The organism is Streptomyces sp. cg35, assembly GCF_050410835.1.
Classification (GTDB): domain Bacteria; phylum Actinomycetota; class Actinomycetes; order Streptomycetales; family Streptomycetaceae; genus Streptomyces.
This window is the reverse complement of the sequence record NZ_CP191268.1, coordinates 2263909-2283983: the sequence shown is the minus strand read 5'-3', so window position 1 is coordinate 2283983 and position 20075 is coordinate 2263909. Positions and strand designations below refer to the sequence as shown.

Annotated in this window: 21 protein-coding genes; 11 read left to right on the top strand and 10 right to left on the bottom strand. The window is 70.9% G+C overall.

Features of this window, described 5'->3' with window-relative positions; translation table 11 throughout:
* The first annotated feature begins 110 nt into the window (after positions 1 to 110).
* The 7 genes from ACQUQD_RS10530 (at position 111) to ACQUQD_RS10500 (ending at position 6349) form a co-directional block, all read left to right on the top strand.
* Positions 111 to 1439 carry a class I SAM-dependent RNA methyltransferase gene (locus ACQUQD_RS10530; RefSeq protein WP_428951783.1) on the top strand — a complete coding sequence of 443 codons (1329 nt, stop codon included), beginning with the start codon at positions 111 to 113 and terminating at the stop codon, positions 1437 to 1439.
* A gap of 86 nt (positions 1440 to 1525) precedes the next feature.
* Positions 1526 to 1759 carry a hypothetical protein gene (locus ACQUQD_RS10525; protein ID WP_428951782.1) on the top strand — a complete coding sequence of 78 codons (234 nt, stop codon included), beginning with the start codon at positions 1526 to 1528 and terminating at the stop codon, positions 1757 to 1759.
* A gap of 50 nt (positions 1760 to 1809) precedes the next feature.
* Positions 1810 to 2586 carry a helix-turn-helix transcriptional regulator gene (locus ACQUQD_RS10520; protein ID WP_428951781.1) on the top strand — a complete coding sequence of 259 codons (777 nt, stop codon included), beginning with the start codon at positions 1810 to 1812 and terminating at the stop codon, positions 2584 to 2586.
* A gap of 235 nt (positions 2587 to 2821) precedes the next feature.
* A complete protein-coding gene (locus ACQUQD_RS10515) occupies positions 2822 to 3136 on the top strand; it encodes a hypothetical protein (protein WP_428951780.1) in 315 nt (104 codons plus the stop codon).
* 85 nt (positions 3137 to 3221) lie between these two features.
* A complete protein-coding gene (locus tag ACQUQD_RS10510; RefSeq protein WP_428951779.1) occupies positions 3222 to 4322 on the top strand; it encodes a GNAT family N-acetyltransferase in 1101 nt (366 codons plus the stop codon).
* Positions 4323 to 4334: 12 nt separating this feature from the next.
* Positions 4335 to 4868 carry a truncated hemoglobin gene (locus tag ACQUQD_RS10505; RefSeq protein WP_428951778.1) on the top strand — a complete coding sequence of 178 codons (534 nt, stop codon included), beginning with the start codon at positions 4335 to 4337 and terminating at the stop codon, positions 4866 to 4868.
* On the top strand, positions 4865 to 6349 hold the full coding sequence (locus tag ACQUQD_RS10500) for an FAD-dependent monooxygenase (RefSeq protein WP_428951777.1): 1485 nt from the start codon (positions 4865 to 4867) through the stop codon (positions 6347 to 6349). The genes ACQUQD_RS10505 and ACQUQD_RS10500 overlap by 4 nt, the downstream gene beginning before the upstream one ends.
* Positions 6350 to 6372: 23 nt before the next feature.
* Here the strand turns inward: ACQUQD_RS10500 and ACQUQD_RS10495 are convergent, their stop codons facing one another.
* On the bottom strand, positions 6373 to 6825 hold the full coding sequence (locus ACQUQD_RS10495) for an SAM-dependent methyltransferase (protein WP_428951776.1): 453 nt from the start codon (positions 6823 to 6825) through the stop codon (positions 6373 to 6375).
* 107 nt (positions 6826 to 6932) lie between these two features.
* On the opposite strand from ACQUQD_RS10495, the gene ACQUQD_RS10490 reads away from it, so the two are divergent.
* Positions 6933 to 8186 (top strand): MFS transporter, encoded by a 1254-nt coding sequence (locus tag ACQUQD_RS10490; protein ID WP_428951775.1) that lies wholly within the window; start codon positions 6933 to 6935, stop codon positions 8184 to 8186.
* A gap of 220 nt (positions 8187 to 8406) precedes the next feature.
* Positions 8407 to 9033, top strand: coding sequence for an NADH oxidase (locus tag ACQUQD_RS10485; RefSeq protein WP_428951774.1), 627 nt, complete (start codon positions 8407 to 8409; stop codon positions 9031 to 9033).
* A gap of 43 nt (positions 9034 to 9076) precedes the next feature.
* Here ACQUQD_RS10485 and ACQUQD_RS10480 read toward each other — a convergent pair whose 3' ends face one another.
* The 8 genes from ACQUQD_RS10480 to ACQUQD_RS10445 form a co-directional block, all read right to left on the bottom strand.
* The gene (locus ACQUQD_RS10480) at positions 9077 to 9685 is read right to left on the bottom strand and encodes a response regulator transcription factor (RefSeq protein WP_428951773.1); all 609 of its coding nucleotides are present in this window, start codon (positions 9683 to 9685) and stop codon (positions 9077 to 9079) included.
* A gap of 104 nt (positions 9686 to 9789) precedes the next feature.
* Positions 9790 to 10980, bottom strand: coding sequence for a sensor histidine kinase (locus ACQUQD_RS10475; RefSeq protein ID WP_428951772.1), 1191 nt, complete (start codon positions 10978 to 10980; stop codon positions 9790 to 9792).
* Positions 10981 to 11174: 194 nt separating this feature from the next.
* On the bottom strand, positions 11175 to 13472 hold the full coding sequence (locus ACQUQD_RS10470; RefSeq protein ID WP_428951771.1) for a TOMM precursor leader peptide-binding protein: 2298 nt from the start codon (positions 13470 to 13472) through the stop codon (positions 11175 to 11177).
* Positions 13469 to 13948 (bottom strand): hypothetical protein, encoded by a 480-nt coding sequence (locus ACQUQD_RS10465; RefSeq protein WP_428951770.1) that lies wholly within the window; start codon positions 13946 to 13948, stop codon positions 13469 to 13471. Before ACQUQD_RS10465 ends, ACQUQD_RS10470 begins: the two co-directional genes overlap by 4 nt.
* Before the next feature lie 106 nt (positions 13949 to 14054).
* On the bottom strand, positions 14055 to 15065 hold the full coding sequence (gene rfbB, locus ACQUQD_RS10460; RefSeq protein WP_428951769.1) for a dTDP-glucose 4,6-dehydratase: 1011 nt from the start codon (positions 15063 to 15065) through the stop codon (positions 14055 to 14057).
* Positions 15062 to 15217: a hypothetical protein gene (locus ACQUQD_RS10455; protein WP_428951768.1), complete on the bottom strand. Its 156-nt coding sequence runs from the start codon at positions 15215 to 15217 to the stop codon at positions 15062 to 15064. Before ACQUQD_RS10455 ends, rfbB begins: the two co-directional genes overlap by 4 nt.
* A 35-nt stretch (positions 15218 to 15252) precedes the next feature.
* Positions 15253 to 16149, bottom strand: coding sequence for a glucose-1-phosphate thymidylyltransferase RfbA (gene rfbA / locus ACQUQD_RS10450; RefSeq protein ID WP_428951767.1), 897 nt, complete (start codon positions 16147 to 16149; stop codon positions 15253 to 15255).
* 1 nt (position 16150) lies between these two features.
* On the bottom strand, positions 16151 to 16330 hold the full coding sequence (locus ACQUQD_RS10445; RefSeq protein ID WP_428951766.1) for a hypothetical protein: 180 nt from the start codon (positions 16328 to 16330) through the stop codon (positions 16151 to 16153).
* Positions 16331 to 16727: 397 nt separating this feature from the next.
* Between ACQUQD_RS10445 and ACQUQD_RS10440 the strand changes: the two genes are divergently transcribed.
* Both ACQUQD_RS10440 and ACQUQD_RS10435 read left to right on the top strand, forming a co-directional pair.
* On the top strand, positions 16728 to 18113 hold the full coding sequence (locus tag ACQUQD_RS10440; RefSeq protein WP_428957513.1) for a DHA2 family efflux MFS transporter permease subunit: 1386 nt from the start codon (positions 16728 to 16730) through the stop codon (positions 18111 to 18113).
* Positions 18114 to 18219: 106 nt separating this feature from the next.
* On the top strand, positions 18220 to 19389 hold the full coding sequence (locus tag ACQUQD_RS10435) for a glycosyltransferase (RefSeq protein WP_428951765.1): 1170 nt from the start codon (positions 18220 to 18222) through the stop codon (positions 19387 to 19389).
* 87 nt (positions 19390 to 19476) lie between these two features.
* Here ACQUQD_RS10435 and ACQUQD_RS10430 read toward each other — a convergent pair whose 3' ends face one another.
* Positions 19477 to 19896: an ester cyclase gene (locus ACQUQD_RS10430; protein WP_428951764.1), complete on the bottom strand. Its 420-nt coding sequence runs from the start codon at positions 19894 to 19896 to the stop codon at positions 19477 to 19479.
* Between the last annotated feature and the right edge of the window lie 179 nt (positions 19897 to 20075).

Sequence of the window (20075 nt, the reverse complement as noted above, 5' to 3'; positions counted from 1 at the left end):
GCTCGTGGTGAGCGGCCGGGTGACAGCCACGTAGACTGGTGGGCTGTTGTCCGGCCGCTTTCACGTGGCCGTACCCGCCTTACTTCCCCTGACGTACTGGAGCCCCCGCCATGCAGGCAGAACCGAAGCAGTCCCTGGTGGGGGAGGAGTACGAGGTCGAGGTCGGGCCCGTCGCGCACGGTGGCCACTGCATCGCCCGCACGGCCGAGGGCCAGGTCCTGTTCGTCCGGCACACGCTGCCCGGCGAGCGGGTCGTGGCGCGGGTGACCGAGGGCGAGGAGGGCGCGCGCTTCCTGCGCGCCGACGCCGTACAGGTGCTGGAGGCGTCCAAGGACCGCGTCGAGGCGCCCTGCCCGTACTCCGGCCCCGGCCGCTGCGGCGGCTGCGACTGGCAGCACGCGAAGCCGGGCGCGCAGCGCCGCCTGAAGGGCGAGGTCATCGCCGAGCAGCTGCAGCGCCTCGCGGGCCTCACGCCCGAGGAGGCCGGCTGGGACGGCACGGTGATGCCGGCCGAGGGCGACAAGCTCCCGGCGGGCCAGGTGCCGCAGTGGCGCACGCGGGTCCAGTACGCGGTCGACGCGGACGGCAACGCGGGCCTGCGCCGCCACCGCTCCCACGAGGTCGAGCCGGTCGAGCACTGCATGATCGCGGCCGAGGGCGTCTCCGAGCTCGGCATCGAGGAGCGCGACTGGAGCGGCATGGAGTCGGTCGAGGCGATCGCGGCGACCGGCTCGCAGGACCGTCAGGTGATCCTGACGCCGCGAGCGGGAGCGCGTCTGCCCATCGTCGAACTCGACAAGCCGGTGTCGGTCATGCGCGTCGGCGAGAAGGACGGCGGCGTCCATCGCGTCCACGGCCGCCCGTTCGTGCGCGAGCGCGCCGACGACCGCACCTACCGCGTCGGCAGCGGCGGCTTCTGGCAGGTCCACCCGCAGGCGGCGGACACCCTGATGCGCGCCGTGATGCAGGGCCTCCTGCCGCGCAAGGGCGACACCGCCCTCGACCTGTACTGCGGCGTCGGCCTGTTCGCGGGCGCGCTCGCGGACCGCATCGGCGAGAAGGGCGCGGTGCTCGGCATCGAGTCCGGCAAGCGCGCGGTGGAGGACGCCCGCCACAACCTGGCCTCCTTCGACCGGGTCCGCATCGAGCAGGGCAAGGTCGAGGCCGTGCTGCCGCGCACCGGCATCACCGACGTCGACCTCATCGTCCTGGACCCGCCGCGGGCGGGCGCCGGCAAGAAGACGGTGGCCCATCTCACGACGCTGGGCGCGCGGCGGATCGCGTACGTGGCCTGCGATCCGGCGGCGCTGGCCCGGGACCTGGGGTACTTCAAGGAGGGCGGGTACCGGGTGCGGACGCTTCGGGCGTTCGATCTGTTCCCGATGACGCATCACGTGGAGTGCGTCGCGATTCTGGAGCCGGTCGCCAAGGGTTCCTGACGCTCCGTCGGCGCTCAGGCCCGGGTCCCGGGGACGGCGGCGAGCAGTTCCTCGGTGTACGGGTCGGGCTCGCCACCGAGCCGTGGATGCGGCTGACCGCGCGCGCCGTGCAGGGAGTCGGCGCCGCGATCGCCTCGCCCGGCGGCATGTCGCTGCTGATCACCGACTTCGAGGAGGGGCCGCGGCGCAACCGGGCCCTCGCCGTCTGCTCCACGCTGGCCGGCCTCGGCATGGCCACCGGCATGATCCTCGGCGGGGCTGCTCCTCGTGGTAGCCGGACTCGATCTCAGGTCAAGCAACTCTCCATGCGATTTCCCTAGCGTTGGGCCGGGCGTGCGCCCTGTTCCATTCAGCTGTTCGGGAGATGCGTATGGAGCATGTTGTGGAGCGGGCCGTAGAAATTATTCGGGAACGCTACGCGGAGCCACTCAGTCTTGAGGACATCGCCCGCGCGGTCCTGGTCAGCAAATTCCATTTGCTGCGGGTATTCAGTCAAGTTACCGGGGTCACCCCGGGGCGCTTTCTCGGTGCGGTGCGCATGAGTGAAGCGAAACGCCTGCTGCGGAATTCCGATCTCAGTGTGGCCACCATTTCTTCCACGGTCGGATACAGCAGTACGGGGAGCTTCACCAGCCGCTTCACCGAATCCGTGGGAATCCCGCCCACGCAATACCGCCAGGTGAGCCGGGGCGAGGGCCAGTACGCCGTGCGTTCCTCGGCCGCCGGTCAGGGCGATCTGACCCGATGTCGGTTGAGCGGTGTGGCCAAGGCGGTGGGGGAGCCCGTCTCCTCGATCTACATCGGTTCCTTCGGCAGCCCCATCCTCCAGGGGCGTCCGACCAGTTGGACCACCACGGAGCGGCTCGGCCCCTTCGTGCTGCACCAGGTGCCCGTCGGGATCTGTTACGTGCACGCGACCATGCTGGCGGCGACGGAACGGCCGGGGCGGCCGCTGGAAACCGTCCTGCTCACGGCCACGCTCGGGCCCCTGCGCATCGACGCGTACGCCGGCTTCGAGGCGGAACTGGTGCTCTGCCCGCGGGACTGGTCGCACCCGCCCATCCTCTTCGCCGATCCCGGTCTCGAGATGCTTGCCGAGGCGGCTCCTCGACCCGCGTTCAAGCGGGTATCAAGCGGATTCAAGTAGATTTCCAGTGACTTCAAGAGAATTTCAAGAATCGGCTCGCCATGCTTCTTGGAAGGTCAGCAATTAAGGAGAAGACAGGTCGTGACTCAGGCTGCAAGGCTCCTTGATGAGCGCGGCGAGGGCCGCGTCTCGGCGGTCCGGCGGACCGCCTTCTGCGAACCTCCCGAAGGGGTGCTGTATGCGCGACGCACACGTAATCCGAGCGGAGTCGGCCGGCGAATTCGGCGTATGGGACATGGCTCCTGTCTGGGACCGGATCTCCGAGGACCTGTCGGTCTGGGACCGGTCCTGCGAGGACCTCTCGGTCTGGGACCGGTCCTGCGACGACCTCTCGGTCTGGGACATGGCCCCGGTCTGGGACGCGGCTCCGGTCTGGGACAAGGCTCCGGTCTGGGACATGGCCCCGGTCTGGGACGCGGCTCCGGTCTGGGACGCGGCTCCGGTCTGGGACGCGGCCCCGGTCTGGGACGCGGCTCCGGTCTGGGACAAGGCGCCCGTCTGGGACGTGGCTCCGGTCTGGGACCGGGTTCAGGAACTGCAGGCGGCCTGACCGTCGACCCCCAGCCCCTTCGGCCCGGTAGTCCTGTGTGGTGCCGGGCCGGACGGGCTTCCCGCATGGTCGGAAAGGAGTTGCCGTGACACCGCATAGCTCCGGACCGGCGCTGAGCACCGCCGGGCTGCACGTGCGCACCGAGGTCCCCGAGAGCTGGGACGACTGGATCGGCAGGGCGCCGGTCACCCTGCGCCGGCGCTGGATCGCGCTCGCCGAGAACCGGATCCCCGGCGGCGCCCGGACCTTCGGGCTGCCCGGCCCGGACGGGGATCAAGTGGCCCTGGTCGGCGGCGTGATGGAGTCCCCCACGGGACATGTGCGCTTCGACCCGCAGCGGGTGCTGTCGGGCGGCTCGGTCGACGACGGGGTGGTCGCCGACGGCCCGCACCCGTGGCAGGGGATACCCGCCGAGGACCTGTTCCCGGCCTGCGTCCTGATGGGCCCCAACTACGAGTCCGCGCCGGTCGGTCCGGGCGCCCGCGACCCTGAGGTACTGGGGGAGTACCTGGACGCCGTGCTCGACTGGTGCCGGCAGGAGGGCATGCGCAGCGTCTCGGCGCTGTTCCTGCGCCCCGACCACCCCGAGTTCACCGAGGTCCTGCGCGCCAGGGGATTCGACGTGGTCCCGATGGTGGACCGCTGCGACATGGACATCACCTGGACCGACCTCGACGGCTACGTCGCCGGGCTGCGGCGCAACCGGCGCTTCGCCGTGCGACGGGAGCTGCGGGAGATCGCCGAACGGGGCATCGAGATCGGCGAACGTCCGATCGGCGACCACGAACCCGAACTCGTCCGCCTGCGCGCGCAGTTGGTGTCGAAGTACGGCGGTGAGGTCGACGACGAGCGCGAGGCCGCCTCGTTCCGCCACCTGCGGGACCACTTCGGCCCGGAGAACGTCTGGATCGTCGAGGCCCGCAAGGACGGCGCACTGCTCTCCTTCACGATGCTGGTGCGCGACGGCGACCAGTGGACCGCGCTGATGAGCGGCACCGACTACGAGCACCCCGACGCCACGTTCACCTACTTCGCCACGATGTTCTACCGCCCCGCCGAACTCGCCCCCGAGCAGGGGATCACCACGATCGCCTACGGGCTCGGAACCGTACAGGCGAAACGGGTGCGCGGGTGCACCGTCAGCACACTGTCCGCCGCGGGCCTGCTGCTCGACCGAACCGACTGAAGGAGTCCGCCCATGTCGCCCCAATCAGCCGCGCCGGCCCCCCGGCACGACGGGAAGGTGCTCCTCGTCGCCGAGCAGGGCCTGCAGTCCGGCGAGGCCATGACCGCCGAACAGGTCGACCGGAAGGTCTCCGACTTCTGGACCGGCATCGGCGGCGCCGAGTTCTTCCGGGCACTCACCACCCGGTTCTACGAGCTCGTCTCCGAGGACGAACTGCTGACCCCGCTCTTCGCCGTCCACGACTGGGCCCGCCACGCCGCGCGGCTCTACGACCACTTCCAGCGGATCTACGGCGAGAACGATCTGACCGTGGCCTGGGACCCCAAGATGCACCAGGCCCACGCGCACTTCCTGATCTCCCGCGACCAGCGGCTGCGCTGGCTCGACCTGATGAAGGAAGCGGGCACCCAACTCGACGCCCCCGAGCCGCACTTCACCGACTTCCTCACCATCATGAAGATAGCCAGCGGCGAGATGATGGCGGTCTCCCGGGGATCCGCACTGGCCCGCGGCGAGCGATTCCACTGGGACGGGACCCCGGCATGAGCGGCACTCCTGTCCGCACCGTGGCCGTCGTGGGCGGCGGCCCCGCAGGCGCCTTCTGCGCGCTGGAACTGGCCCGGCTGCTGCCCGACACGGCCATCGACCTCTACGACCGCGAGGACCGCGGGCCGGGCGCGGGCATCGTGCTGACCGACGAGTTCGCCGGGCGCATCAGGGCCGTCCACCCCGAGGCGCTGCGGCTGCCCCGGACCGCGTACGCCACGTGGGACGAGACGGTCACGATGATCGACGGCGAGCGCATCCCGTCGGGCGCCTTCGGCATGTCGGGGATCTCCCGGCAGGTCTTCCACGCGCACATCCGCTCGCTGGCCGAGCGGAGCGGGAACGTGACGCTGATCCGGCGCACCGTCACCGAACTGCCGCCCCGGGCGGACCTGGTCGTCCTCGCGGACGGTGCGGGCAGCGAGCTGCGCCGGGCACGGGCCGACCGGTTCGGCACCACCGTGTCCGCGGGCCGCACCCGGTACCTGTGGATGAGCACCCCCACGGCTCTCGAACCGTGCTTCCTGCTCAAGGACCTCGGCCCGGGACCGCTGGTGGTGCACGGCTATCCGCACGCGGCCGACGAGAGCACCTTCATCGTCGAAGCCGATCCGGACACCCTGTCCGCCCTCGGCCTGCTCGACCTGCCGGCGGCCGAGGCGGAGCTGCGGCTCGCCGAACTGTTCCGCAGCGAGCTGGGCGGCGCTCCGCTGAGGGCCCGGACGGCGGGCTGGCAACCGTTCCGTACGGTCGTCAACCGCCGCTGGTACGACGGCCGGACGGTGCTGGCCGGGGACGCCGCGCACACGGTCCACTTCTCGACCGGCTCGGGCACCGCCCTGGCCATCGACGACGCGCTGTGTCTCGCCCGGTCCATCGCCGGACACGACGATCCGCTCCGGGCGGCGGCCGAGTACGAGAGCGTCCGGCGACCGGTCGCCGAGCAGACACAGGCGGAGGCGGCGGAGAGCACCGCGTGGTTCGAGCAACTGTGCCGCGGTGAGCGGCTGGAGGGACACCAGACGGTGTTCGCGCTGCGCAGCCGCCGGGCCGCGAACACGTTCAGCCGGCTGCGGGAGCGGGATCCGGAGTTCGTCGCGCGCACCGTGGCGCGGCTGGCCGGCCGCCCCACCGACGCGGAGCCCGTTGACGTACCGCTGACGGTCGGTCAAGTACGCCTGGAACACCGGCTGGTGGAGCTGGAGCGGCGGGACGGCCGGTGCGTGCTGCGCGGCGCGGACGGCTCCCGGGCGGTGGGCCTGGTCGTGGACCGGGCCCCCGACCAGCCGCTGCCGGGCATCGACTTCCTCGCGGTGCAGGCCGGGCCCGAGGGCGGCCGCGTCACCAGGAGCGCCCCCGCCGCGCGGATCCGCAGCGAGGTGAAGCTCCCCGTCGCGCTGCTGGTCGACGAGGAGTTGCCCCGCGACGAGGCCAACACCCTGATCGCCGCGGCCCGTACCGACCTGGTGGCCGTGCCGTGAGCCGCAGGCCGTGTCCGGCGGGCTCAGAAGTAGTTGCGCATCAGCTCGCCGGACCAGGCCGGACCCCGCACCTCACCGCGCGGGGCGAACTCCGGCAGGTACGGCTTCACATCGAGCACCGGGGAGCCGTCGACCGCGTCCAGGCCGTGCACGGTGAGCGTCAGCCCCTCGACGGCCGCGAGGGCGCACACGGTCACCCCGAGGTGGTTGGGGCGGTTGGGCGCGCGCTGCGCGAGGATGCCGGAGAGCGGCCAGTCGGTGTTGCCCCGGGGGTACTGGGTGCCGGTGCAGGTCCGGGTCGCCAGATGGAACGCGAAGATCACTTCGACGTGCGAGTACGCGTCGAGGCCGAGGGTCGCCGACTCCTCGAACACCTCCGGGTCCAGTTCGATCCGCGAGACCTCCGCTCCCCATCCGTCCTCGTGGATCTGCTCGCGCCCGCCGCGCACGACCCCGATGGGACTGATCGGCTGCATTCCATCCCCGCTTCCTGTCCGGTAAGTCCCGGTTGTCCGGAACATGCGAAGCATGTCCGCCCGCCGGCCGCGCAGTCAACCGCAACCCACCGAGCGAGGTGCCAGCCATGGCCCGCCTGATCTCCCGCCTGCTTCCCGACCCCGGCCCCGGCCGGGTGCTGGTCCTGTGCACCGCCGTGGCCAGTCTCGGAAACGGACTCTATGTCACCGGCGGCGCCGTCTACTTCGTGCATGTCGTGGGCCTTTCACCGGGACAGGTCGGCATCGGCATGTCGCTCGCCGGCATCCTCGCGCTGGCGCTGGGCGTGCCGGCCGGGCACCTCGCCGACCGGTTCGGGCCGCGGGGGATCACCGCGGTGTTCGCGCTCGGGAAGGCGGTGGCGCTGGCCGCGGCGGCCTTCGTGCACTCCTTCCCGGCCTATCTGGTGATGGCCATGGCCCTCGGGCTGGCCGAGCAGAGCGGCAATGTCTCCCGCGGCGCGCTGGTGGCGGGAGTGATGGGCCGGGAGGGCCGGGTCCGCATCTCGGCATACATGCGCAGCGTCTTCAACGGCGGGTTCTCGCTCGCCTCGCTGGCGGCCGGCCTGGTCATCGCCGCCGACTCGAAGCCCGCCTTCCTCGCCCTCTTCTGGGGCAACGCCGTGGCCATGGTGCTGGTGGCCGCGCTCTACATGCGGCTGCCCAAGGTCCCGGGCGTCCCGCCCGCACCCCGTGGCGAGAAGCCGCGCGGAGTGGTGCGTGACCTGCCCTACCTGCTGGTGGCCCAGGTTTCCGGGATCGCCCGGATCGGCCCGACCGCCCTCGCGGTGGGGCTGCCGCTCTGGCTGGTGGTGCACACCGACGCCCCCCGGGCACTGGCGGCCTGGATCATGCTGGTCAACACCCTGATGGTGGTGTTCCTCCAGGTGCGGATGGCGCGCGACGCGGACACCGTGCACGGGGCGGCGCGACTGCAGCGGTACACCGCGGTGGTCCTCGCCGTCGCCTGTGCCGTCACCGCACTGACCGGGGCGATGCCCGGCTGGGCGGCCGCCGTCGTGCTCCTGGCCGTCACGGTGCTCTTCACCTTCGGCGAGATCTGGGGCGAGGCCGCCCGCTGGGGCTTGCGATACGAGTTGGCACCCGCAAACGCGCAGGGGCAGTACCTGGGGGCCTTCGCGACCGGTGACGCCTTCGCCCTGATCGCCGGGCCGACTCTGGTCACCACGGTGCCCGACCGGTTCGGCGGACCGGGCTGGCTGCTGATCGCCGTCCTGTTCGTCGGTGTCCTGGCCGCCAGCGGCCCCGCCGTCCGCTGGGCGGAGCGGACCCGGGTGCCGGAGCCCGAGCCGGCGGCTGTCCCGCTGACCACGAAGCCCTGAGCCGTCGGTCCCGTCCCCTCCCGCCCGCCGCACTCCGGCGGGCGAGGCCGCGGGCGCCTCGGCGGGTGCGGTGAAGGACCCGTGATTTCCTCATGTCTTCGGTGTGATCCGTTCGCTGCTGGGAACGCTCCGGACGGTTCCATACTGGTGGGCACGAGCAGGTCGGGGGCGGAGCCGCGCGTCGGGTCGGCTCCCGATAGCCCGAGGAGGTCGGTTGACCGTGATTCCACCCACGGTGGACACCCCCCTGCGCATGCACCATCTGTGGTCCCTGCGGGAGGACACGGTGGTCGGGTGGGACGAGGAAGGCCGGACGCTGGTGCTCAGCGGTCCGCAGGGCACGGAGCGGGTCGAGGATCCCACCCCGGTGGTGGCCGAGGCGCTGCGCCGGATGGAACTCGGTCCCGTACTGCTCGCCAACCTGGTGCAGCCGAACGCCGGAGCGGTCTCCGGGGACACCTACACGGTGGTCCTGTCGGTGCTCCGCGGAATCTCCCACGTGGTGATCAGGACGCTGTCCCTTGAGGACCTCAAAGGGCCGGTGCTGTCGGTGGTGCCGGTGGCCCCGACCGCGAGCTTCTCGCTCGTCCGGCCGTTGGGGCAGCGCAGGCTGCGGCTGCGGCCCACCGTGACGATCACCGTGCGAGGAGGCGTGTTCCTCGTGCAGTGCCGCGCCCTGGACCACCGGGTGGAGATCCACCGTCCCGAGGCGATGTGGGTGGTGTCGCTGCTCGCCTGGCCCATGACGCCGGACGCGATGGTCGAAATCCTGCCCCTGCCCGCCGAGTTGACCCTGGCGATACTCAGCTATCTGACGGGGGCCGGGATGACGGTGGCCGTGGGCTGACCCCGCCACCGCCCCGGGCGGTGCCGGGAGCCGGCGGGGCCGCTCACAGCAGCCAGCCCGACTCGCGGGCGATGCGGATCGCGTCGACCCGGTTACGCGCGTTGAGCTTCGTCACGACGGTGGTGAGGTAGTTGCGCACCGTGCCCACCGAGAGACGGAGATGCTCGGCGATCTCCTGCGGTTCCGTGCCCTGCGCGGCCAGTTGCAGCACCTCGGTCTCGCGGGTGGTCAGCGGGCTCTCCCTGCCGCCCCAGGCGGCCAGGGCCAGTTGAGGGTCGATCACCCGCTGGCCGGCCACGACCCGGCGCACGGCCTGGGCGAGATCGCTGGGCGGGGCGTCCTTGAGGAGGAAACCGGCGACGTGCGCGGACATCGCCCGGCGCAGCGTGCCGGGGCGGCCGAGGCTGGTGAGGATCAGGGCCCGGCACTCGGGGATGCGCTCGTGCAGGAGTTCGGCCGCGCTGAGTCCGTCCAGGCCGGGCAGATCGATGTCGATGATGGCCACGTCCGGCCGGTGTTCGCGCGCCGCGCTCAGGATCTGGTCACCTCGTTCGAGCTCGGCGACCACTTTCAGGTCGTCCTCCAGATTGAGCAGGGCCACCAGTGCGCCGCGAACCATATGCATGTCCTCGGCCAGGAGGATCCGTATCATCGTCGCTTTCCCCGTTCCCCCACATACGTGAAAGTTCCTGGATCTTACCCAAGCGCATCCGTTGACTGTGCTACGTCAAAAGACAAAGATCAGGCCAAAGTTGTTCACGCGACGTTGTTGGCCCGACCGAACGACTGCCCGCCGTTCTTGATCTCACGCGTGCACGGGGCGGCGGACCGAACCTCCCTGGTCGGAGCCTCGGCGGTGAGCCGGAAGACGCCCGCGTCGGAGCCGTCGGGGAGGCGCCGCACGACCAGCCGGCCTGCGATGTCTTCCAGCCGCCGCTCGAGATTGCCCAGACCGCTGCCACTGTGCGGCGACGGGACGTGAGGACCCAGCACCAGACCGTCGTTGACGATCGTGAGGCGGACGAGGTCGCCCTCGATCCGAGCGGAGATCCGGCAGTACGAGGCCTTGGAGTGCCGCAGCAGGTTGGTGACGCCCTCCCGCAGCACCGTGGCCAGCACGGTGGACGTCGCCACTCCCAGACGCTCGATGGCGTCGTGGGTGTCGACCGTGACCGAGACGTCGGCGGCGGCCAACACCGATTCGGCGGAGGCGAGTTCGGAACCGAGGGACATCTCCCGGTACCCGCGGGCGACCCGGCGCACATCGGCCAGGGCCTGGCGGGAGATGACGAGTACTTCGTCCACTTCCTCACGGGCCCGGAGGGGGTTGGCCGGGATGAGGCGGTGGATCAGCTCGTTCTTCAGGGTGATCGCGGAGAGGCTGTACCCGAGCAGGTCGTGCAGGTCCCTGGAGAACCTCAACTGCTCGTTGCTGACGGCCAGTCGGGCCAGGTCGGCGCGGGCCCGGTGCAGCTGGTCGACCAGACTGGTCAAGCGGCTCAGGCCGTACACGACGAGACCGGTGAGCGCGGTGGTCTGGCACATGTACACGATGTCGATGACGCCCATGCCGTTCAGGACGCCGGGGACGAGCAGGCTGAGCGTCGTCAGTCCGTACAGCGTCCAGCCGACCCGGGCCGGCAGGAGGAGCAGCACGGAGCCGGCGAAGAAGCCCGCCATGGCGCCCCAGGACACCCCGAACCAGATCAACGGCAGGTAGGACAGGACGCCTTGGGCGGCCAGGGTGAGCATCTTGGTGCGCACCCGGGCACCGGAGGAGCCGGGTGCCGAGTGCGCGAGCTGCAGCAGGAAGACCAGCGCCAGACAGATCAGCGCGAGGGTCAGATCCCACAGGCCGAGCCGCTGGGAAAGGATGTTGAGGAAGGTGATGCCCAGATAGCAGACCAACGCGGCCACCAGAACGCCCCGGGCGGTTCTCGTGGCCACGCTGCTGTGGTCCTGCGATTGGCCGGAATGGGATGGAGACCTGTTCGGATCGGTACCGTTCATCACTCGTCCGAGCCCCCCTGATGTCTCGATTCCGGATCGAATCGAACCGGCGCCATTCTAGACAGAGGACGGTCGGAGGCTGGCGCAAAGTGTCTATTGAACAGTCGTGCAACTGTCCGAAAACAGTCACGTCACACGAAGAGCGGGATCGGGTTCAACTTCTCGTACGGTGTGGGTCCTGAGAGGCGTCCGAGCGTGACCGGTACGTCGAAGAGCCGGCCCGGGGCGTAGCGGGCCCAGAAGTGCCGGAGTCCCGGCACCAGAACCTTCACCACGGGCATGCCGACGTCCGGCCGGGTCTGGTCGAGCACGAGGAGTTCCAGGCCCTTGGCGCCGACCAGTTCGGTGATGGCTTGGACGTCGTCGAGCAGGTCGCTGCGCCCAACGTACGTCCAGTGAGCGGGAGTTCGCGGGGCGGTGGCCGGATCGGGCGTGAGATATGACTGGTTGGCGAGGGTCGCCTGCTGCCACCAGCGGACCGGGAGCGGATCCGTGATGCCGTAGCCGCCGCCGGGGCGGCCCGCGCCCACGGCCGGCAGCAGCTGCCCCATCTCGGTGAGCGCGCGGCGCAGCGCGATCGCGGGGTCGAAGTGCGCGCCGAAGCCGAAGACGATGTCCTCGGTGGGGCCCTCCGTACGCCGGGACAGTGCCACGACCGCGGGGATGCCGAGGTCCGAGGTGAGGTCCAGTGCCCACAACTCGCGTCCCAGCTTGCGGTATCCGTCCCGCAGGCGCTCGATGTACGGCTCGTCGAACGAGTCCAGGTCGATCCCCGGCTGCCGGGTGCGGTTGTACCACCACAGGGCGACGGCGTCCCGCTCCACCAGTTCCAGGAACCCCTGCAGCAGGGCGTCCTCGGGGCTGCCGCCCGCGGCGTTGCCGTTGGAGTCGGCGTACGGCGCCTGCGAGGAGGCGGCGCTGGACGGGAAGTAGAGCATCGACGTGGGCAGCAGCCGGTGGCGCTGCTCGGTCAGCGACCACACGGGTGTCCACTCCACCGGCCGGTTCTCGTCGAAGGGCTCGGGGACGTGGTGGAAGGGCGAGCCGGAGCGGTTCCAGCGGTCCCGCTCACGGAACTGTCGATCCGCGTACAGCTGACAGGAGTTGGGGTGGACGGCCTGGTCGCCGAGGGCGCGCAGGGTGTCCATCACCACCGGTTCGTCGCCGTGCCGTGTGCCGCTGTAGCGCTCCACCGACTCGCACAGCGCGCTGGCCCGGGCCTCGCTGTCGGTCAGACCCTTGCCGCCGCTGAGCGAGCGCAGCCCGGCCAGGCCCCGCTCGCGCATCGCGAGATTGCGCCCCGACACATAGGTGGTCGCGAACTCCGGTGCGCCGGGGCTCGGTTCGAGCACGGGAACGATCCCGGTGATCGGACTCACCAAGTGCTCGTAGCGCGCGAGCAGTTGGTCGGTGGTGAGGGCCCGGTGGCCGCCGCCGCCGTGCCCGGACTTGGGCCGCGACACCGGGACGAACGGCGCGAGCACCCGCCGGGCCGTCAGTCCGGGGTCGCCGCAGGAGGAGCACTGGGGGACACGGGACACGGCATGGACGCGGGTCCGCAGGGTGAGGGTGTCGACCGTGCGGACGGAGCCCTGGTCGGCGTAGCGCAGGCCCGCCAGCCACTTGGCGGCCTCCAGCACCGCGCTGTGCGCGGCCATGACGCGGCCCGCCGACAGGGAGGCGATCGGCCGGCCGAGCGGGCGGTCGAGGCCCAGCGCCTGCTGGAGCGACCCCTCGTACCCGCGGTGCTGCTCCAGCCGGGCGGCCAGACACGACCAGCAGGGTCCCTCGTCCGGCCGGAAGAACGGGCCGATCCAGGGTTCGTAGCCGCACAGCCGGGTGAGCAGCCACGGCCGGCCCGCGGCACGGTGCTCGGCGTCGACCCGCTCCAGCTCGGGGGAGAGGTAGTCGTCGCACAGGACCAGGGTGAGGTCGGCGTCCGCGTCGGACACGTTGATGCCGGACTCGGCACCGGCCGCGAGCACCGGTGCGGCGTCGACGCCGGAGAGCGGCAGGATCCGGAGCCGGGAGCCGGCCAGCCCCGCGGCCGCCCGGGCGCCGTCCAGGCCGGCCAGGTCCCAGTACGCCTCGGCGACCGGGTCGGTGATCGTCGCCGCCGGGGCGGGGCTGCCGAAGCGGAGCAGCCCGGCCTCGCTGAGCATGCGCAGGCCGCCCTCCGCCTCCTCGCTGCTCAGCGCGGGCGCGGCACAGTGCAGGACGTCCGCGATCGACCGGCTGCCGTCGAGCAGCGGGACGAGCACCTCGGCGAGAGCGCCGTGCAGGGTGGTCACGCCCCGGCGGGAGACCAGGTAGGTCGCCTCGCCGGGGACGGTCGCGGGACGCAGGTGGTGCCTGAAGCCCACGAGGGTTGAGCCGTCCTGTAGGGCGGCCGGTCCGGGTCTTCTGGTGTGCGGCAACCCGGAAGTCATATCCAGAGCCCCCCGACCGCGTCACCCTCGGCGGTGAGGGGAGTCGCGGTCCCCGTGCCGGAGGCACCGGCGGGGGCGGTCTGGGCGCAGAAGGTGAACTGGGTGGTGTCGTTCGGGACCGGTTCGGCGCAGAAGGTGAACCGGGCGTTGCTCGGGGCGGTTTCGGCGCAGAAGGTGAACTGGGCGGTGTCGGCCGGGACGGGCTCGGCGCAGAAGGTGAACTGAGCGGTGTCGGCCGGGACCGGTTCGGCGCAGAAGGTGAACTGGGTGGTGTTGTTCGGGACGGGCTCGGCGCAGAAGGTGAACCGGGCGGTGTGGTCGGCGGGTGCCGCCTCCATGCCGTAGGTGTAGGTCAACATCACGGTGGAGCCGGCGGAGTGGTCGAGGGTTTCGACCACGAGGAGCGGGTAGGCGGGATCTGCATGGGTGACGCGCGCCGGGTAGGAGGCAACGGGGGTGGCGCTGGCGTGGCTCATCGGAGAGATCCTCACTGACGTGGGTGGTGGTGCTCCAATGGCCGGAATTCTTCGTGGGCGCGGGTCTTACGGACAGTGTTCGCTTCATCGGTGACGGGTGAAGTTCTCACCCAAGCGGAGGCCCCAGCTCCGCCAGTCGCCGCTTGAGCGGTTCCCACCAGCTTCGGTTGTCGCGGTACCACTGGACGGTTTCGGCCAGCCCCTCCTCGAAGCTCCTGCGAGGTGAATAGCCCAGCTCCTCACGGATCTTCGTGCAGTCGACGGAGTAGCGGCGGTCGTGTCCCTTGCGGTCCTCGACATGTTCGACGCTGTTCTCCCAGGAGGCGCCGCACGCCGTGAGCAGCAGCCCGGTGAGCTCCTTGTTGGACAGCTCGGTGCCGCCCCCGATGTTGTAGATCTCGCCCGCGCGGCCCCTGGTGCGGACCAGTTCGATGCCCTGGACGTGGTCGTCGATGTGCAGCCAGTCCCGGACGTTGCCGCCGTCGCCGTACAGCGGGACCTTCCCGCCGTCGAGGAGGTTCGTCACGAAGAGCGGGATGACCTTCTCGGGGAAGTGGTGGTGCCCGTAGTTGTTCGAGCAACGGGTGACCCGGACGTCCAGGCCGTGGGTGCGGTGGTACGACAGCGCGATCAGGTCGCTGGACGCCTTCGCCGACGAGTAGGGCGAGTTGGGCCGCAGCGGGTGGCTCTCGGGCCAGGAGCCCTCGTCGATCGAGCCGTACACCTCGTCGGTGGAGATGTGCACGAAGACCTCGACGCCGGCCCGGTGCGCCGCGTCGACGAGCGTGTGCGTGCCGACCACGTTGGTGCGCACGAACTCGGCGCCCCCGTCGATCGAGCGGTCGACATGCGACTCGGCGGCGAAGTGCACGACCTGGTCGTGCTCGGCCATCAGCTTCCCGACCAGCTCGGGGGAGCAGATGTCGCCCTGCACGAAGGAGAAGTCCGGGTGCGCCCGGACCTCGTCGAGGTTGGCGGGACTGCCCGCGTACGTCAGCTTGTCCAGGACGGTGATCGCGACGTCGCCGGGGCCCTCGGGGCCGAGCAGCGTGCGGACATAGTGGGAGCCGATGAATCCGGCGCCGCCGGTCACCAGGATGCGGGTCTTGGTCGTCATGACGGTTCCGGTGCCTCACGGTGGTCGGACGGGGTGCGGGCTGGGGTGCACCGGCTGACGGGCAGCGGATGCCCGGCGAACCGGTTCACGGCCACGATCTGCTCGTGGTGGACCGTGGCGCCGGCCGGTGGGGCCGGTCGTGTCGGGAGCATGGACGGACTCCTTGGTCGGGCACGGGGGACTCGTGTCAGGCGGCGCGGACGGCCGGCTGCGGGATGCGGCGGGACGCCACCTCGGTGACATAGGCGCCGTAGTCCGTACCCCGCATCTCCTCGCCGAGGCGCAGGCACTGCTCGGGGGTGATGAAGCCGCGGTTGAGCGCCAGTTCCTCGACGCAGGCGATGTACTCGCCCTGCCGCTGCTCGACCAGTTGGACGTACTGCGCCGCCTGCAGCAGCGAGTCGTGGGTGCCCATGTCCAGCCAGGCGAAGCCGCGGCCGAGATGGGTGAGCCGGGCCCGGCCCTGCGCCAGATAGGCCAGGTTGACGTCGGTGATCTCCAGCTCGCCCCGCGCCGAGGGGGAGAGGTTCTTGGCGATCCCGACCACGTCGCTGTCGTAGAAGTACAGCCCGGTCACCGCCAGGTTGGAGCGCGGGTGACGCGGCTTCTCCTCCAGTGACAGCAGCCGGCCCTCCTCGTCGATCTCCCCGATCCCGTAGCGCTGCGGATCGCGCACCGGATAGCCGAACAGCGCTGCGCCGTCGAGCCGGCGCACCGCGTCGTCGAGGAGCAGCGAGAAGCGCGGCCCGTGGAAGATGTTGTCGCCGAGCACCAGCGCGACCTGGTCGCCGTCGATGAAGTCGGCGCCGATGAGCAGCGCTTCGGCGATGCCGCGCGGCTGGTCCTGCTCGGCGTAGGAGATGTTCAGGCCGAGCCGGGAGCCGTCCCCGAGGAGCGTGCGGAAGCTGTCCGAGTGGTCCCTGGACGAGATCAGCAGGATGTCCCGGACGCCCGCCAGCATCAGCACGGAGAGCGGGTAATAGATCATCGGCTTGTCGTAGACCGGCAGGATCTGTTTGGACAAGGCTCCGGTGAGCGGGCGCAGGCGTGTGCCGCTGCCGCCGGCGAGGATGATGCCCTTCATCTCAGATCACCTTCCACTGTTGTTCGGTGCCGCGTGCGGAGCGCACCGGCGTGATGTCCTCGGGGAGCGGCAGACCGGGCGCCGGGTCGGTCACCGGGACCGCGGCGAACACGGCCGAGCCCACTGAGCCGGTGGCGCCGAGCACGGTCACCAGGGGCCGGCCGGTCGGTTCCGTTGTCATGCGGTGCCTCCCAGGGCGGATGGATGCGGTGCGGCCGGGCGCGGGGCGCCGGTGGCGGTGCGGGCCCGGGGCCTGCCCGAGTCCCGTCCGCCCGATGCTGCTGCCGTCCGATCGGGTGCGGGCGGAGAAGCGCTGGAGGCAGCCGTGGCCCCGGGGCGGTGGGTCACGACTCGACCGGCGCCCGAGTACGGCTGCCTAGCCTCGGCGTGATGCCCGCGCCGCCAGCATCGGGTCGGCGCTTCGTCACCGGCCGCGCGACGGAAACCGGTGTCCCCCCATGGTGAAGTCGGAAGGAAATCCCTGAATGAGTACTGACAAGGTCGCCGCCGGCGGCAACACGACCGGGGCGGGGAAATCCCCTGGCGTGGCCACACTGATCACGGGTCTGACCGCCTTCATGGCGGGGCTCGACAATCTGGTGGTCCTCATCGCGCTGCCCACCATCAGGGACGAGCTCGGTGGCAGCCTGAAGGACCTGGAATGGACGGTGAACGCCTACACGCTGTCGTTCGCCGTGCTGATGATGTTCGGTGCCGCCCTGGGCGACAGGTTCGGGCGCCGCCGGATGTTCATCACCGGTCTGCTGCTGTTCACCGCCGCGTCGGCCGCGGCCGCCCTGGCACCGGGCATCGGCGAGCTGATCGCCGCCCGCGTGGTCCAGGGTGTCGGCGCCGCCATCATCATGCCGCTCTCCCTCACCCTGCTCACCCATGCCGTTCCCGCAGCGAAGCGGGGCGCGGCCCTCGGCATCTACAGCGCGGTCAGCGGACTGTCCATCGCCGGCGGCCCGCTGGTGGGCGGAATCGTCACGCAGCACATCTCCTGGCACTGGATCTTCTGGATCAACGTGCCGGTGGGCCTGCTGCTCGCCCCGGCCGCCTGGCGCGGTCTGGACGAGAGCCGCGGCCCCAACAACCGCCTGGACATTCCGGGTACGGCCCTGATCAGCCTCGGCATCCTCGGCCTGGTCTACGGTCTGATCCGGGCGGGCGACGACGGCTGGGGCTCCCCGCAGGTCCTGGGCCCGTTGGCGGCCGGTGCCCTGCTGGTCGTCGCGTTCGTCCAGTGGGAGCTGCGCAGCAAGGCGCCGATGCTGCCCATGCGCATGTTCCGCAACCGGGCCTTCAGCGCCGTCAACGGCGGCGCCCTGCTGATGGCCTTCGGCATGTACGGCGTGGTCTTCCTCATCACGCAGTTCATGCAGAACATCCAGCACATGACGCCGACGGAGGCGGGCGTGCGGATGCTGGCGTGGACGGCGATGCCGATCGTGGTGGCACCCGTCGCCGGCATGATGTCGGACCGGATCGGCGGACGTCCCGTGGCGGTCTTCGGACTCGCGATGCTCGCCGCCGGATTCGCCTACTGGGCGCTGGTGCTGAGCCCCGACTCGTCCTACGCCGAGCAACTGCCCGGCTTCCTCCTGGGCGGCGTGGGCGTCGCCTGCTTCTTCGCCCCGCTGTTCACCCTGACGATGAGCTCCGTCGACGTCGCCGAGCAGGGCATCGCCTCCGGCGCGAATTCGGCCGCCCGTGAGCTGGGCGCGCCCCTCGGCGTGACCGTCCTCACCACCGTCTTCACCCACAACGGCGGCTACGCGTCGGGCCAGAACTTCGTCGACGGCTTCGTACCCGCCCTGTGGGTCGGCGCGGCGGCCATGGCGATCGCCGCGGTCGTGATGCTCTTCTCCACCCGGCCCGCCGGTGTGCAGGAGCAGCTCGGCGCCGAACCGGCCCGGGACGCCGTCGAGGCCGAACCGGCCCCCTCGGCGGCCACCCGCTGACAGCTCGTACGCCGACCCGCGGCCCGACACGACGACATCGCGTCGGGCCGCGGGTCGGCAGCACGTCACCTCTCCTCACACCACCGGCAGAAAGGCCGTGCGAGACATGAAGGTTCTCTTCGCAAGCCTCGGAAACTACGGACACGTATTCCCCCTGGTTCCGCTCGCTCAGGCGGCACATGAGGCCGGGCACGAGGTCTGGTTCGCCACCAACGAGCAGTTCCACCCGATCGTCGAGAAGGCGGGGCTGCGGCCGGTCACCAGTGGGCTCACCGTCCCCGAGGCGTTCATAGAGGCGGCCGGCGGCCAGGCGTTCCTGGAGGCCAACGGCGGTGACGTACAGGCCAGTGACGTCCCGCCCGAGGTGCTGGCGGCCCTGGCGGTGAAGGCGTTCGGCTCGGTGCTGCCGCGCAGTGTGTTCGCGGACCTCACCCCGGTCATCGACTCCTTCCGGCCGGACCTGGTCGTCTACGAGAGCCTCAACCCCGGCGCCGCCTTCGCGGCCGCGGCGGCGGGTGTGCCCGCCGTGTCCCAGAGCATCGGTCGGGTCTCGTCCGACCCGCTGATCCCGCAGGAGCTGTTCGCCACGGCGAGCGACCTGGGGGTGGCCGACAAGATCGGCCAGGACGCGACCCTGGGCAACCCGTACATCGACATCTGCCCTCCTGTCGTGCAGAACCAGGAGTTCCTGGCCTCGGGCGTCCAGGTGATCCCGCAGCGTCCCCTCTCCTACAGCGAGCCGGGCGAGCTGCCCGCGAGTGTCACCCAGGGGGAGGGCCCTCTGGTCTATCTCAGCTTCGGCACCGTGGTCGGCTCCGCGGAGCTGCTGCGCACCGTGATCGACGGCCTGCTGCCGTTGGACGTACGGGTCCTCGTCGCGACGAGCGCTCTGGTGGACCCGGCCGAGCTGGGTGAGCTGCCGGACCGGGTCGTCGCGCTGCCCTGGGTGCCGCAGGCCGAGGCACTGCGGTACGCCACCGCCATCGTCCACCACGGCGGTCACGGCACCACGCTGGCCTCGCTGGCCGCGGGCCTGCCCCAGCTGATCCTGCCGCGGGAGAGCGACGGCCTCGGCAACGCGCCCGCGGTGCAGGCGACCGGAGCGGGCCGCCTGCTGCTCGGCGAGGACGTGACCGCCGAGGCGGTGGAGGCCGAGGTGCGCAGCCTGTTGACCGACGGTGCGCACCAGGAGGCGGCCCGCAAGGTGGCCCGCGAGATCGCGGCCCTGCCCGGGCAGGCCGACACGGTCGCGAGGTTCCCCGAGTTCGTCGGCTGACCGTCCCGCTACGCACTGTGCCCCACGCTCATCTGTGAGCGTGGGGCACAGTGCGTAGCGGGCGCGGTGGACGGTGGCCCGGCTCGTTCAGGACTGCGCGAGCGCCGCCGGGTCGACCCCCAGCTGCCGGAAGAGGTCGTCCATGTTCAGCTGGTCCCAGTGCTCGGCGAGCAGCCCGTCCTCCACCCTCCAGATGTCGATGGACTGGAAGCCCACCGAGCGGCCGGTCGCCGGTATGCCGAGGAACGTGCCCTGGTGGGTCGCGGTGTACTCCAGGCGGGCGGCCACCCGGTCCCCTTCCGCGATGACGTCGTGCAGCACGGCCTTCAGGTCGGGGAAGGCGGTGAACACCTGCACCCAGAAAGCCTGGTTGGCCTCGATGCCGTCGGCCACCACAGGGTTGTGGTCGATGTGCCCGGACGCCGTGTGCTCCGGCATGGTGCTGATGTCATGGCTGTTGATCATGTCCACGAAGCTCTGGACCAGAGCGTGGTGATTCCTCGACATGCCGGCCTCTCTTGGCGTGGTGGGAGAAGAACGATGAAGTCGAAGCATCGCCATCCGCGGTCGAATCCCCCTGGAGCAGGGGCCCGGGCGCGCGGTCACGGCGGGCAGCGGTGCGCTCCAGCGGAGCGCGAGGGACAGGCGAGGGAGGCGGCCTAGCGTCGGTTTTCGAACCGAACCAG